Origin of the sequence: Shewanella sp. 10N.286.51.B8 (assembly GCF_041469325.1) — a bacterium.
Lineage (GTDB): Bacteria > Pseudomonadota > Gammaproteobacteria > Enterobacterales > Shewanellaceae > Shewanella.
Window position 1 is genome coordinate 1 of the sequence record NZ_JBFRKG010000082.1, and the last position, 15,819, is coordinate 15,819.

General features: G+C 42.8%; 12 protein-coding genes. All 12 read left to right on the forward strand.

Annotated features, from left to right (window positions below; translation table 11 throughout):
• Positions 1–264: 264 nt before the first annotated feature.
• Complete coding sequence (gene secE, locus AB4160_RS19335; RefSeq protein WP_102439681.1) at positions 265–636, forward strand: preprotein translocase subunit SecE; 372 nt, start codon at positions 265–267, stop codon at positions 634–636.
• An 8-nt stretch (positions 637–644) separates the two neighbouring features.
• Positions 645–1,196, forward strand: a complete 552-nt coding sequence (gene nusG / locus AB4160_RS19340) for a transcription termination/antitermination protein NusG (RefSeq protein ID WP_076543266.1) — start codon at positions 645–647, stop codon at positions 1,194–1,196.
• Positions 1,197–1,325: 129 nt separating this feature from the next.
• Positions 1,326–1,754 carry a 50S ribosomal protein L11 gene (rplK, locus tag AB4160_RS19345; RefSeq protein WP_076543265.1) on the forward strand — a complete coding sequence of 143 codons (429 nt, stop codon included), beginning with the start codon at positions 1,326–1,328 and terminating at the stop codon, positions 1,752–1,754.
• A gap of 4 nt (positions 1,755–1,758) precedes the next feature.
• Complete coding sequence (rplA, locus tag AB4160_RS19350) at positions 1,759–2,460, forward strand: 50S ribosomal protein L1 (RefSeq protein WP_102439680.1); 702 nt, start codon at positions 1,759–1,761, stop codon at positions 2,458–2,460.
• A gap of 279 nt (positions 2,461–2,739) precedes the next feature.
• The gene (gene rplJ / locus AB4160_RS19355; protein WP_076543263.1) at positions 2,740–3,237 is read left to right on the forward strand and encodes a 50S ribosomal protein L10; all 498 of its coding nucleotides are present in this window, start codon (positions 2,740–2,742) and stop codon (positions 3,235–3,237) included.
• A 54-nt stretch (positions 3,238–3,291) separates the two neighbouring features.
• The gene (rplL, locus tag AB4160_RS19360; RefSeq protein ID WP_076543262.1) at positions 3,292–3,657 is read left to right on the forward strand and encodes a 50S ribosomal protein L7/L12; all 366 of its coding nucleotides are present in this window, start codon (positions 3,292–3,294) and stop codon (positions 3,655–3,657) included.
• 240 nt (positions 3,658–3,897) lie between these two features.
• A complete protein-coding gene (rpoB, locus tag AB4160_RS19365; protein WP_372006070.1) occupies positions 3,898–7,929 on the forward strand; it encodes a DNA-directed RNA polymerase subunit beta in 4,032 nt (1,343 codons plus the stop codon).
• Positions 7,930–8,011: 82 nt separating this feature from the next.
• Entirely contained in the window at positions 8,012–12,232 is a 4,221-nt protein-coding gene (gene rpoC / locus AB4160_RS19370) for a DNA-directed RNA polymerase subunit beta' (protein ID WP_102476544.1), read from the forward strand.
• Between the two features lie 177 nt (positions 12,233–12,409).
• Positions 12,410–12,784, forward strand: coding sequence for a 30S ribosomal protein S12 (gene rpsL / locus AB4160_RS19375; protein WP_076543259.1), 375 nt, complete (start codon positions 12,410–12,412; stop codon positions 12,782–12,784).
• 77 nt (positions 12,785–12,861) lie between these two features.
• A complete protein-coding gene (rpsG, locus tag AB4160_RS19380) occupies positions 12,862–13,332 on the forward strand; it encodes a 30S ribosomal protein S7 (protein ID WP_076543258.1) in 471 nt (156 codons plus the stop codon).
• Between the two features lie 81 nt (positions 13,333–13,413).
• Entirely contained in the window at positions 13,414–15,510 is a 2,097-nt protein-coding gene (fusA, locus tag AB4160_RS19385; protein WP_102439677.1) for an elongation factor G, read from the forward strand.
• A 69-nt stretch (positions 15,511–15,579) separates the two neighbouring features.
• Positions 15,580–15,819 (forward strand): GTP-binding protein (locus AB4160_RS19390; protein WP_372006073.1); only part of this gene is annotated, 240 nt, incomplete at its 3' end.

The window sequence follows — 15,819 nt, forward strand, 5'->3', positions numbered from 1 at the left end:
AAAGTTATCGCTTAATAGCGATTTTAGTTAACACATAAAAAAAGGAAGCTTCGGCTTCCTTTTTTGTTTTTATTATTTTTTGTAAGATTTGCTGATGATCTCTAGTGTCATCCTTGCGAACTGACTAGAATAAGAATACAATCTATGGCCGATTTTTGACCCTGAGCTGATGCTTTTCGTGGCTTAATTCGGAAGTACTGATTGATAATGGTACACTTTATCAATTTTAAGCTCAGGTCTCTTAGTGAGTAACGGAACCAACCGATGACAACAAATACTGAAAACCAGACTAATTCTCTGGATATTGTTAAGTGGGGCATAGCAGTTATATTGATTGCCGCCGCTGTTATTGGCAACCAAGCATTTGGCGAAGCCAGTGTTGTGGTACGCGCTTTAGGCGTAATTGTTGCCTTTGTTCTTGCAGGTTTTATTGCTCTGCAAACTGTGAAAGGTAAAGAAGCTTTATCTTTTGCTCGTGAAGCTCACATTGAAGTTCGTAAAGTGGTTTGGCCTACGCGTCAAGAAGCGCTAAACACTACATTCATTGTTCTTGCTGCAACAGCTGTCGTAGCCGTTATCCTTTGGGGTTTCGACTGGGTACTTTTGCGCGTTGTTAACCTAATTACTGGCGTATAGGCATTTACATGACTGAAGCAACAGAAGCTAAAAAAAGATGGTATGTGATCCAAGCATTCTCGGGCTATGAAGGCCGTGTATGTAAAACATTGCTTGAACACATAAAAATGCACAACATGGAAGATTACTTCGCTGAGGTATTAGTACCGACAGAAGAAGTGGTTGAAATGCGTGCAGGTCAGCGTCGCAAAAGCGAACGTAAATTCTTCCCTGGCTATGTATTAGTACAGATGGAAATGAATGACGAAAGCTGGCATTTAGTTAAAAGTATTCCACGTGTTATGGGCTTTATCGGTGGTACATCTGACCGTCCAGCGCCTATTTCAGACAAAGAAGCGGATGCCATTCTTCAGCGTTTACAAGACACAGTTGAGTCACCGACTCATCGCGTTATGTATGAACCTGGTGAAGTTGTTCGTGTTAACGATGGTCCATTTGCTGATTTTAATGGCACTATCGAAGAAGTTGATTACGACAAGAACCGCGTTAAGGTTTCAGTAATGATCTTCGGTCGCTCTACTCCTGTTGAACTTGATTTCGATCAAGTTGAAAAGAGCTGATTAAATTAACTACAAATAGTATTTGTTTGCGGGTGCGAATTTTTGTATAATTCGCACCCGTAATTTTCAAGGGGAGCATATTGGCATGTAGCCGATACGCGTTTGAACCCAAACTGAGGATATGTCGACATGGCAAAGAAAATTGAAGCTTATATTAAGCTACAAGTAGCAGCCGGTGCTGCAAACCCGTCTCCACCAGTTGGACCTGCTTTAGGTCAAAAAGGTGTGAACATCATGGAATTCTGTAAAGCATTCAACGCTCGTACTGAAAAGTTCGAAAAAGGCATGCCAATTCCTGTTGTTATCACTGTATACAACGACCGTTCTTTCACGTTCGAAACTAAGACTCCTCCAGCATCTTTCTTATTATTGAAAGCTGCAGGTCTTAAGTCTGGTTCTGGCCGTCCGAACACTGAGAAAGTTGGTACTATCAAGCGTAGCGCAGTTCAAGAAATTGCTGAATCAAAAGCTACTGATATGACTGGCGCTGATATTGAAGCGATGACTCGCTCAATTGAAGGTACTGCACGTTCAATGGGTTTGGTAGTAGAGGACTAATATAATGGCAAAGCTAACTAAGCGCATGCGCGTTATCCGTGAAAAATTAGACGGAACTAAGAACTACGACATCAATGAAGCTACTGCTTTATTAAAAGAATTAGCAACTGCTAAGTTCGTAGAAAGTGTTGACGTTGCTGTTAACCTAGGTATCGATCCTCGTAAATCAGATCAAAACGTTCGTGGCGCTACAGTATTACCACATGGTACTGGCCGTGAAGTTCGTGTTGCTGTGTTTACACAGGGCGCAAACGCTGAAGCAGCTAAAGAAGCTGGTGCAGAACTTGTTGGTATGGAAGATCTTGCTGCACAAGTTAAAGCTGGCGAAATGAACTTTGACGTTGTTATCGCATCTCCAGATGCAATGCGCGTTGTTGGTATGTTAGGTCAAATCTTAGGCCCACGTGGTTTAATGCCTAACCCTAAAACTGGTACAGTAACGCCTAACGTTGCTGATGCAGTTAAAAATGCCAAAGCTGGTCAAGTTCGTTACCGTAACGACAAGAACGGTATTATCCACACTACTATCGGTAAAGTGGATTTCACACCAGTTCAGCTTAAAGAAAACTTAGAATCGCTTGTAGCGGCACTGAAAAAGGCTAAGCCTGCAGTTGCTAAAGGCGTTTACTTGAAGAAAGTTACTATCTCTACCACTATGGGTGCAGGCGTAACTATCGATCAAGGTAGCTTAGACGAAGTTAAGTAATATACAAAGCGTGCGTATTAGTCTATAATGCGCGCACTTTGTGGGTTGAGGTCTATTTTCTACGTGTGTTACTAATTTATTAGTCCGCTTATTGAATAGATTTCCGTCCAAGACCGTAGGTGTAATCTAACCATTACTTAATTTCCTACGTAGACGGTGTCAGACCCCCCAGATAGATTTTGTTCTGCTGGAAAATCTGCACCGTAAGTCGTTAAACACTTTGTGTTTAACATGGTTAATTCTAGGGAATTCCCTAGGTAGAATCCAGGAGTAAAGCCAATGGCATTAAGACTCGAAGACAAAAAAGCGATTGTTGCTGAAGTCAACGAAGCAGCCAAAGGTGCTTTATCTGCAGTTGTTGCCGATTCACGCGGTGTAACTGTAGGTGATATGACCGGTTTGCGTAAAGCAGCTCGTGAAGCTGGTGTATTTATACGTGTAGTACGTAATACATTAGTTAAACGCGCTGTAGCTGGTACTGATTTTGAGTGCCTTAGCGACACGTTTACAGGTCCTACTTTAATTGCCTTTTCTAACGAGCACCCAGGTGCTGCAGCACGTCTATTAAAAGACTTCGCTGCTACGCAAGAAAAGTTTGAAATTAAAGCAGCAGCCTTTGAAGGGGAAGTAATCCCTGCAGCAGATATTGATCGTTTAGCGAAATTACCAACTTACGACGAAGCACTAGCTCAGTTAATGATGACTCTAAAAGAAGCATCTGCTGGCAAGTTTGTTCGTACCTTGGCCGCTCTTCGCGATCAAAAAGAAGCAGCTTAATATTTTATTAGCCGCTTAATTAAATTGAATTCAGTACAATAGGAATTTTTTGTTATGTCTATCACAAAAGACCAAATCTTAGAAGCTTTCGCAGAAATGTCTGTAATGGAAGTTGTTGAACTTATCGAAGCAATGGAAGAAAAATTCGGCGTTTCTGCTGCAGCTGCAGTAGTTTCTGGTGGTGGTGATGCTGCCGCTGCTGTTGAGCAAACAGAATTTGACGTTGTTATGACATCTTTCGGTGCTAACAAAGTTGCTGTTATTAAAGCACTTCGTGGCGCTACAGGTCTTGGCCTGAAAGAAGCTAAAGCGATGGCTGAATCTGCACCAGTTGCAGTTAAAGAAGCTATCTCTAAAGAAGAAGCTGAAGCACTTCAAGCAGACCTAGTTGCTGCTGGCGCTGAAGTAGAAGTTAAGTAAGTTATACTTTAACTTACCACCTCCCGAGTAATCGGGCGGAGGCTGGCGGTTTTTTAACCGTCGGCCTTTTTTGCGCTATATGCGCAGGCGATTTTTTATTCACCGTTTGTCGCCAGTTTTAGCAGTTCCTAGCAGAGATTACTGGTTAGGTTCTTGCCATTAACGGTGATGGGCAAACGTGCTGATTTAATCTTTTGTATTATTTCAGTCTTGGTCACATCTCGTAAGTAGAGGAAACCCATGGTTTACTCCTATTCTGAAAAGAAGCGTATTCGTAAAGACTTTGGCAAACGCCCAAAAGTTTTGGATATTCCGTACCTATTGTCTATTCAATTAGACTCTTTTAAGAAGTTCACCGATCAAGATCCTACGGGTGAACGTGGCTTCGAAGCCGCATTCCGTAGCGTTTTTCCCATCAAGAGCTTTTCTGGCAACTCTGAACTGCAATACGTCAGTTATAAGTTAGGCGAGCCAGTTTTTGATGTGAAAGAGTGTCAGATCCGCGGTGTTACATATTCAGCTCCATTACGCGTTAAATTGCGTATGGTGTTATATGACCGTGAAGCTGCACCAGGCACAGTTAAAGACATTAAAGAACAAGAAGTCTACATGGGTGATATCCCATTAATGACTGATAACGGTACTTTTGTTATCAATGGTACTGAGCGTGTTATCGTGTCTCAGTTACACCGCTCACCAGGTGTATTCTTTGATCATGACCGTGGTAAAACCCACTCTTCAGGTAAAGTGTTATATAACGCACGTATTATTCCTTACCGTGGTTCATGGCTTGACTTTGAATTTGATCCAAAAGATGCCTTATTTGTACGTATTGACCGTCGTCGTAAATTACCTGCGACTATCATGCTACGTGCACTTGAGTTTTCTACTCAAGAAATCTTAGACTTATTCTTTGAACGTACTCAGTTCAAAATTAAGAAAGATTCTCTTGTTATGGCACTTGTACCAGACCGTTTACGTGGTGAAACTGCAAGTTACGATATTAAAGATTCAGAAGGCAATGTTCTTGTTGAAACTGGTCGTCGTATTACTGCTCGTCACATTAAACAACTTGAAAAAACTGCCACTACAGAACTTGAAGTACCTGTAGATTACATTGTTGGTAAGTTTGCTGCTCAAGATTATATCGATCAAGATACTGGTGAAGTACTTGTTAGCGCAAATGCTGAAATCACCCTTGAAGACCTTGCTAAACTTTCTTTAGCAGGCATCAAAGAAGTTGATACTTTGTTTATCAACGATCTTGATCATGGTGCTTATATTTCTGACACATTACGTATCGATTCTACAACTAACCGCTTAGAAGCATTAGTTGAAATCTACCGCATGATGCGTCCAGGTGAGCCACCAACCAAAGATGCTGCTGAAAGCTTATTCCAGAACTTGTTCTTCAGTGAAGAACGTTATGACTTATCTAAAGTAGGTCGTATGAAGTTCAACCGTCGTCTTGAGATTGCTGAAGACGAAGGCGCTGGCGTATTGTCTAAAGACGACATCGTACACGTTATGAAGAAAATCATCGAAATCCGTAATGGTGACGATGAAGTCGATGATATCGACCATCTTGGTAACCGTCGTATTCGTAGCGTTGGCGAAATGGCTGAAAACCAATTCCGTGTTGGTCTAGTTCGTGTTGAGCGTGCTGTTCGTGAACGTCTATCATTAGGCGACTTGAACGAGTTGATGCCACAAGATCTTATCAATGCGAAGCCTATTTCGGCAGCAGTGAAAGAATTCTTTGGTTCTTCACAGCTGTCTCAATTCATGGATCAAAACAACCCGCTTTCAGAAGTAACGCATAAGCGTCGTATTTCTGCTTTAGGCCCAGGTGGTTTGACTCGTGAACGTGCAGGCTTCGAAGTACGTGACGTACATCCGACTCACTATGGTCGTCTATGTCCGATTGAAACGCCAGAGGGACCAAACATTGGTCTAATTAACTCTTTAGCAAGTTTCGCACGTACTAACTCATACGGCTTCCTAGAAACGCCTTATCGTAAGGTTGTTGATAGTGTAATTACTGATGAAGTTGAATACTTGTCAGCAATTGAAGAAGGTCGTTATGTTATTGCACAGGCAAACATTGAAGTAGATGGTTCTAGCCGAATCATTGAAGAGCAAGTTGCTTGTCGTCATAAAGGTGAATCTACCTTTATGCGTGCTGCTGACATTCAATATATGGATGTATCACCACAACAGATTATTTCTGTTGCGGCATCACTAATTCCGTTCCTAGAACACGATGATGCTAACCGTGCATTGATGGGTGCGAACATGCAACGTCAAGCGGTTCCTACTTTACGTGCTGATAAGCCGTTAGTCGGTACAGGTATTGAGCGCACTTTAGCGGTCGATTCTGGTGTTGTTGTTGCTGCGAAACGTGGCGGTGTTGTTGATTACGTTGATGCTAGCCGTATCGTTATCAAAGTTAATGAAGCAGAGTTAACACCGGGTGAAGCTGGTATTGATATCTACAACTTAACTAAGTATACCCGTTCAAACCAAAACACCTGTATTAACCAACGTCCTTGTTGTTCTGTTGGTGATCCAATTGTACGTGGTGATGTATTAGCTGACGGTCCATCAACCGATTTAGGTGATTTGGCTCTTGGTCAAAACATGCGTATCGCGTTCATGCCGTGGAATGGTTATAACTTCGAAGATTCTATCTTAATTTCTGAGCGCGTAGCGCAAGAAGATCGTTTTACTACTATTCATATCCAAGAGCTTTCATGTATTGCTCGTGATACGAAACTAGGTAGCGAAGAAATCACAGCTGATATTCCAAACGTAGGTGAGTCTGCTTTATCTAAACTAGATGAATCAGGTATCGTTTACATTGGTGCTGAAGTGAAAGGCGGCGACATTCTAGTTGGTAAAGTGACACCTAAAGGTGAAACTCAGCTGACGCCAGAAGAGAAGCTATTGCGTGCAATTTTCGGTGAGAAAGCTTCAGATGTTAAGGACAGCTCTTTACGTGTACCTAACTCTGTTAAAGGCACCATCATCGACGTTCAAGTATTCACTCGTGACGGTATCGAGAAAGATAAACGTGCGCTTGAAATTGAAGAGATGCATGTTAGCCAAGCTCGCAAAGATTTAGGCGAAGAGTTCCAGATCCTTGAAGAAGGTGTGTTGAGCCGTGCGCGTAACTTATTACTATCTACCGGTTTCTCAGAAGCTAAATTAGCAGAGCTACCGCGTAAAGATGTATTAATTCAAGTTATCGATGACGAAGCTAAACAAACTGAACTTGAGCAATTAGCTGAGCAACATGAAGAGCTAAAAGCAGACTTCGATAAGAAGTTTGAAGTTAAGCGTCGTAAGATCACCCAAGGTGATGACTTAGCACCTGGTGTACTGAAAATTGTTAAGGTTTACCTAGCAGTTAAACGTACTATCCAACCTGGTGATAAGATGGCGGGTCGTCACGGTAACAAGGGTGTAATCTCTAAGATTTGTCCTATCGAAGACATGCCTTACGATGAAACTGGTGATCCAGTTGATATCGTACTTAACCCATTGGGCGTACCATCGCGTATGAACATTGGTCAGGTACTAGAAGTCCACTTAGGTGCTGCAGCTAAAGGTATCGGTAATCGTATTACTGCTATGCTTGAAGAGCAACGCGAACTGGCAGAGCTACGTAGCTACATTCAGCAGGTTTATGACTTAGGTGATGACGTTCTTCAGAAAGTCGACATCAGTACATTTAGCGACCATGAAGTAGTGCGCTTAGCTAAGAACCTGAGAGGCGGCATACCAATTGCTACGCCAGCTTTCGATGGTGCTAAAGAGAAAGAGATCAAGCAAATGCTTGAACTTGCAGGCTTACCTTCATCTGGCCAGTTAACATTATGTGACGGCCGTACCGGTAACGAATTTGAGCGTAAAGTAACTGTTGGTTACATGTACATGCTTAAATTGAACCATTTAGTTGATGACAAGATGCACGCCCGTTCAACCGGTTCGTACAGCTTAGTTACACAACAACCATTGGGCGGTAAAGCTCAATTCGGTGGTCAGCGTTTCGGTGAGATGGAAGTATGGGCACTAGAAGCATACGGTGCTGCATATACTCTTCAGGAAATGCTAACGGTTAAATCAGATGACGTTAACGGTCGTACTCAGATGTATAAAAACATCGTCGACGGTAACCATCAGATGCACCCAGGCATGCCTGAGTCTTTCAACGTATTGTTGAAGGAAATTCGTTCACTTGGTATTAATATCGAGTTGGATCAAGAGTAAGCATCGCTCTTAAGCAATGTTTGGTAACCAAGGATGCTTTGCAATAGCAAGGCATCTGGTTTAACTCCTTCAGGAGAGAAACGTGAAAGACTTATTAAAGTTTCTTAAACAGCAAAGCAAGACTGAAGAATTTAACGGAATCAAAATTGGTTTGGCTTCGCCAGATCTAATCCGTTCTTGGTCTTTTGGTGAAGTTAAAAAACCAGAAACCATTAACTACCGTACCTTTAAACCTGAACGTGAAGGTTTATTCTGTGCGCGTATTTTCGGTCCTGTGAAAGATTACGAATGTTTGTGTGGTAAATACAAGCGTTTGAAGCACCGTGGTGTTATTTGTGAGAAGTGTGGCGTTGAAGTTACACAGACTAAAGTGCGTCGTGAGCGCATGGGTCATATTGATCTTGCAAGCCCAGTTGCCCACATTTGGTTCTTGAAATCACTTCCGTCTCGTATCGGCTTAATGCTTGATATGACACTTCGTGACATCGAACGTGTACTTTACTTCGAATCATTTGTTGTGATCGAGCCTGGCATGACCAGTCTTGAACGTGGCCAAATGCTTACTGAAGAAACGTATCTTGATGCACTTGAAGAATACGGTGACGAGTTCGAAGCTAAAATGGGTGCTGAAGCAGTCTTAGACTTGCTACGTGCAATTGATTTAGAAGAACAGATCGAACAAATGCGTGAAGAGTTGCCTTCAATCAACTCTGAAACCCGTCGTAAAAAGGTCACTAAACGCCTTAAACTGATGGAAGCATTCTTCACTTCAGGTAACAAGCCTGAGTGGATGATCTTAAAAGTTCTACCGGTTCTACCACCTGATTTACGTCCTCTAGTACCACTAGATGGCGGACGTTTTGCTACGTCTGATTTGAACGACCTTTACCGTCGTGTAATCAACCGTAACAACCGTCTAAAACGTCTATTAGACTTAGCTGCGCCAGACATTATCGTACGTAACGAAAAGCGTATGTTACAAGAGTCTGTTGATGCGCTATTAGATAATGGTCGTCGTGGTCGTGCTATTACAGGTTCTAACAAGCGTCCGCTAAAATCTTTGGCCGATATGATCAAAGGTAAGCAAGGTCGTTTCCGTCAGAACTTACTTGGTAAGCGTGTTGACTACTCAGGCCGTTCGGTAATTACCGTAGGTCCTACTTTACGTCTGCACCAGTGTGGTCTTCCTAAGAAGATGGCACTTGAGCTATTCAAACCATTCATTTATGGCAAGCTAGAAGGTCGTGGTTTAGCTACTACGATTAAAGCTGCTAAGAAAATGGTTGAACGCGAACAGCCAGAAGTATGGGATGTTTTAGACGAAGTAATTCGTGAACATCCAGTTATGCTTAACCGTGCACCAACACTTCATAGACTTGGTATCCAGGCATTTGAGCCGGTACTAATTGAAGGTAAAGCTATTCAATTGCACCCATTAGTATGTGCGGCATATAACGCCGACTTCGATGGTGACCAAATGGCTGTGCACGTACCGTTAACGCTTGAAGCTCAATTAGAAGCTCGCTCGTTAATGATGTCGACAAACAACATCCTTTCTCCAGCAAATGGTGAGCCAGTAATCACGCCTTCTCAAGACGTGGTACTTGGTCTTTACTATACCAGCCGTGAATGTGTTAACGGCCGTGGTGAAGGTATGACATTTATGTCTGTTGATGAAGTTGAAAAAGCGTATGCAACAGGTGCTGCAGAATTGCATGCACGCGTTAAAGTACGTATTACAGAGACTTCAACTGACGACAATGGTGAAAAGACTCAAAGCCGTCGTATTGTAGATACTACAGTGGGCCGTGCATTGTTATCGCAGATCTTGCCTAAAGGCTTACCCTATGAACTGGTTAACCAGAACATGGGTAAAAAGCAAATCTCGAAACTATTGAACACTTGTTACCGTGCGCTAGGCCTAAAAGATACTGTTATCTTTGCTGACCAATTAATGTATACCGGTTTCCGTTATGCAACTATCTCTGGTGCCTCTGTTGGTATCAACGATATGGTTATCCCAGATGAGAAGTACACTTTAGTTGAAGAAGCTGAACGTGAAGTGCTTGAAATTCAAGAGCAGTTCCAATCAGGTCTGGTTACCGCTGGTGAGCGTTACAACAAAGTTATCGATATTTGGGCAAGTACCAACGATAAAATCTCTAAAGCGATGATGGACAATTTGAAGAAAGAAGTTGTTATCAATCGTGATGGCGAAGAAGAAGAGCAAGATTCGTTTAACAGCATCTATATGATGGCTGACTCGGGCGCTCGTGGTAGTGCTGCTCAGATCCGTCAGTTAGCGGGTATGCGTGGTCTGATGGCTAAGCCAGATGGCTCAATCATCGAAACCCCAATTACTGCGAACTTCCGTGAAGGTCTAAACGTACTTCAGTACTTCATCTCTACTCACGGTGCGCGTAAAGGTCTTGCCGATACCGCATTGAAAACAGCTAACTCGGGTTACCTAACTCGTCGTCTTGTTGACGTTGCACAAGATCTAGTTGTTATTGAAGATGATTGTGGCACTGAAGCTGGCTTAACCATGAAGCCGTTGATTGAAGGTGGTGATGTTAAAGAGCCTCTTCGTGAACGTGTTCTTGGTCGTGTTGTTGCTATTGACGTACTTGAGCCTGGTACTGAAAAAGTACTTGCTCCACGCAATACGCTACTTGACGAAGCATGGTGTGATCTTCTTGAAGAGCACAGCGTTGATGAAGTTATCGTACGTTCTGTAATTTCATGTGAAACAGACTTTGGTGTTTGTGCCGCATGTTACGGTCGTGACTTAGCTCGTGGTCATATCATTAACCACGGTGAAGCTATCGGTGTTGTTGCTGCTCAATCAATCGGTGAGCCAGGTACACAGCTTACGATGCGTACCTTCCACATTGGTGGTGCAGCATCTCGTGACTCTGCTGAAAACAATGTTCAAGTTAAGAACTCAGGTACACTGAAGCTTCATAATGCGAAATACGTTAAGAGCATCGACAACAAGTTAGTTATTGTTTCTCGTTCATCTGAACTTGCAATTATTGACGAACTTGGTCGTGAAAAAGAGCGTTACAGAGTACCTTACGGTACTGTTTTAGAAGTGTTGGAAGACAGTGAAGTGGCAGCAGGCGCAATTATTGCGAACTGGGATCCACATACTCACCCAATTATTTCTGAAGTAGCCGGTTCAGTTAAATTCGTAGACATGATTGAAGGCGTTACTATGACGCGTCAAACAGATGACCTAACTGGTCTGTCTTCGATTGTGGTACTTGACCCAAGTGCTCGTAGCACAGCTGGTAAAGAAATGCGTCCTGCTATCCGTCTAATCGACGCTGATGGCAACGATCTTATGATCCCGGGTACCGATGTACCTGCGCAGTATTTCTTACCTGGTAACGCGATTGTAGCGAAAGACGATAATGCACAAATTAACGTTGGTGATGCTTTAGCACGTATTCCTCAGGAATCGTCTAAAACTCGCGATATTACCGGTGGTCTACCACGTGTTGCTGACTTGTTCGAAGCTCGTAAACCAAAAGAGCCTGCTATCCTTGCTGAAATCTCGGGTACTATCTCATTCGGTAAAGAAACCAAAGGTAAAGTACGTCTAGTCATCAGCCCTGCTGATGGTAGTGATCATTATGAAGAAATGATCCCTAAATGGCGTAACCTGAACGTGTTCGAAGGTGAAAAAGTTGAACGTGGTGAAGTTATTGCTGACGGCCCAGAAGCTGCGCATGACATCCTACGTTTACGTGGCATCCATCATGTTGCTAACTATATTGTTGATGAAGTTCAAGACGTTTACCGCCTACAGGGCGTTAAAATCAATGATAAGCACATTGAGGTGATTATTCGCCAAATGCTACGTAAGTGCTTAATTACTGACGCTGGTGATACCGAATTCTTAGTCGGTGAACAAGCTGAAGTTGCCCGCGTTAAGATCGCTAACCGCGAACTTGAAGCACAAGGCAAAACACCTGCGAAGTTTGAGCGTGAATTATTAGGTATTACCAAAGCATCTTTGGCTACTGAATCATTCATCTCAGCTGCATCGTTCCAGGAAACAACTCGCGTACTAACCGAAGCTGCTGTTGGCGGTAAGAGCGATCCATTACGTGGTCTGAAAGAAAACGTAATTGTTGGTCGTCTAATCCCAGCTGGTACCGGTTATGCATATCACACAGCTCGTAATGAAGCTCGTGCGAATGTCAAATCGGACAATGCAGAAGCGCCAGTGATCACTGCAAGTGAAGCAGAGAAGAACTTAGCTGACTTACTTAACTTAGCCGGAAGTGCTGATTAAAGTAAATGGTATGTTAAAAAAGGCGCCTTTGGCGCCTTTTTTATTGGAAATTGCATGAAAAGTTGTCTATTTCTTGACAGTTGGCCATTACCTTTCTAAACTTTCGCGTCCCATCATAGTGGGATATAGATTTTTCACACAAAATTGTTGAGATATTTCAACTGAACGGAGCTATTCATGGCAACTGTAAACCAGTTGGTACGTAAGCCTCGCTCGCCAAAAGTCGAAAAGACTAACGTGCCAGCGTTGAATGCGTGTCCACAAAAACGTGGAGTTTGTACTCGTGTGTACACAACTACTCCTAAAAAACCTAACTCTGCACTACGTAAAGTAGCACGTGTTCGCTTAACTAACGGTTTCGAAGTTACTTCGTACATCGGTGGTGAAGGTCACAACTTGCAGGAACATAGTGTAATTCTAATCCGTGGTGGTCGTGTTAAAGATCTACCTGGTGTGCGTTACCACACTATTCGCGGTGCATTAGATTGTGCTGGCGTAAGTGCTCGTCGCAACGGCCGTTCTAAGTACGGTGCTAAGCGTCCTAAGTCGTAACTTGTCCGTTTAAGTAAGGCCAAGCTAGTTAAAAAAATTCCAGTTTTGGAAGTACCTGAAGCATACGGAGAATTGTTATGCCAAGACGTCGCGTTGTAGGACAACGTAAAATCCTACCAGATCCAAAGTTCAAAAGTGAGTTGTTGGCTAAGTTCATCAACGTCATTATGGTTGACGGTAAAAAGTCAACTGCTGAAAAAATTATCTACCAAGCATTAGATGTTGTCGCTGAAAAGAAAAGCGAAGAGCATTTAAGCATCCTTGAAGCTGCTCTTGATAATGTTCGTCCATCAGTCGAAGTTAAATCTCGTCGCGTTGGTGGTTCAACTTATCAAGTACCATGTGAAGTTCGTCCAGTGCGTCGTAACGCACTAGCGATGCGCTGGTTAGTTGAAGCTGCTCGCAAGCGTGGTGAAAAATCTATGGCTCTACGTCTAGCTGGTGAAATGCTAGACGCATCTGAAAACAAAGGTACTGCTGTTAAGAAGCGTGAAGACGTGCATCGCATGGCTGAAGCTAACAAAGCCTTTGCTCATTACCGTTGGTAATTTGATGGAGTGGGCGTTAGCCCACTCCATATTGTTGATATTTTCTAAAGCACTTTAGCTTTAGTTGAGAGGGTATAAATAGTGGCTCGTACAACCCCAATTGAGCGTTATCGTAATATCGGTATCGTTGCTCATGTGGATGCAGGTAAAACTACCACAACAGAACGTGTTCTGTTCTATACCGGTTTGTCTCATAAAATCGGTGAGGTGCATGACGGCGCCGCTACCACTGACTGGATGGTTCAAGAGCAAGAGCGTGGTATTACTATCACATCTGCTGCTGTAACCACATTCTGGCGTGGTATGGATGCTCAATTCACCGAACATCGTATTAATATCATCGATACCCCTGGTCATGTTGACTTTACTATTGAAGTAGAACGTTCGCTTCGAGTACTTGATGGTGCAGTTGTTGTCTTCTGCGGATCATCAGGTGTCGAGCCACAATCTGAAACTGTTTGGCGTCAAGCTGATAAGTATCAGGTACCGCGCATGGTATTCGTTAATAAAATGGATCGTGCAGGTGCTGACTTTGATAGTGTCATCGACCAAATCCGTAACCGCCTAGGTGCGACTTGTGTCCCTATTCAATTGAATATTGGCGCTGAGGAGAACTTTAAAGGGGTTATTGATTTAATTAAGATGAAAGCAATTAATTGGTCTGAAAAAGACCAAGGAACGACTTTCTCTTATGAAGAAATTCCTGCAGATCTTCTCGCTAAGGCAGAAGAAATGCATGAGTATCTCGTGGAAAGTGCTGCAGAGGCCTCTGATGAATTGATGGAAAAATACCTTGAAGAAGGTGAGCTATCAGAATTAGAGATCAAGCAAGCATTACGTCAGCGCACAATTAACAATGAAATAGTATTAGCAACTTGTGGTTCTGCATTTAAGAACAAAGGTGTTCAAGCTGTTTTAGATGGTGTGGTCGATTACTTACCGGCTCCTACTGAAGTCCCAGCAATTAAAGGGATTGACGAGAACGATAATGAAGTCGAACGTCCATCAGACGATAATGCCCCTTTTGCGGCATTAGCGTTTAAAATTGCGACTGATCCATTTGTTGGAACTTTAACCTTTATCCGTGTATATTCAGGCGTATTAGAGTCGGGTGCAGCGGTTTACAACTCTGTCAAAGAGAAACGTGAACGCGTCGGCCGAATCGTACAAATGCATGCAAATGACCGAACCGAGCTGAAAGAAGTTCGTGCTGGTGATATTGCCGCGGCAATTGGCTTAAAAGATGTGACAACAGGAGATACTCTTTGCGCAAATGATCACAAAGTGATTTTAGAACGCATGGAGTTTCCAGAACCTGTAATTACTATTGCCGTTGAGCCACGTTCGCAAGCAGACCAAGATAAAATGGCGATTGCGCTGCAAAAATTAGCAGCTGAAGACCCGTCTTTTAGAGTGGAAACTGATGCAGAATCAGCTCAAACATTGATTTCTGGCATGGGTGAATTACATTTAGACATTATCGTAGACAGAATGCGTCGCGAATTTAATGTAGATTGTAACGTAGGTAAACCTCAGGTTGCTTATCGTGAAACAATTCGCTCAGCAGTTGAAGTGGAAGGTAAGTTCGTACGTCAATCAGGCGGACGTGGTCAGTTTGGCCATGTGTGGTTGAAAGTTGAACCTTCTGAAGAAGGTCAAGGCTACGAATTTGTTAACGAAATCGTTGGTGGTGCAGTTCCTCGTGAATTCATCCCATCCGTTGACAAAGGTATTCAAGAGCAAATGAATAACGGCGTATTAGCTGGTTATCCAATGCTTGATGTGAAAGTGACTTTATTTGACGGCTCATATCATGATGTCGACTCAAATGAGATGGCTTTCAAAATTGCTGGTTCAATGGGCTTCAAAAAGGGTGCGCTTGAAGCAACCCCTGTGTTACTAGAACCCACAATGAAAGTGGAAATAACCACACCTGAAAATAACATGGGCGATGTAGTGGGTGATTTGAACCGACGTCGCGGTATTATTGAAGGTATGGATGATGGTCTGGGTGGTGTTAAAATTATCCACGCTGTTGTACCGCTTTCTGAAATGTTTGGTTATGCTACTGACTTGCGAAGTGCAACTCAGGGTCGTGCTTCATACTCTATGGAGTTCTTAAAGTACGACGATGCACCATCAAATATTGCAAAGGCAATTATTGAATCACGTACTTAAATTTTTAAGTACTTAATTAACTGTTATATAGCTCGTTGTCGAGCACTTCTGAAAAGAAAGGAATATATCGTGGCTAAAGAAAAATTTGAACGTAGTAAACCACACGTAAACGTGGGTACAATTGGTCACGTCGACCATGGTAAAACTACTCTTACAGCAGCTATCTCAGCTGTATTGTCAAAAGTATATGGTGGTGAAGTTAAAGATTTCGCACAAATCGATAACGCTCCAGAAGAGCGTGAGCGCGGTATTACAATTAATACTTCTCACATCGAATATGACACACCATCTCGTCACTACGCACACGTA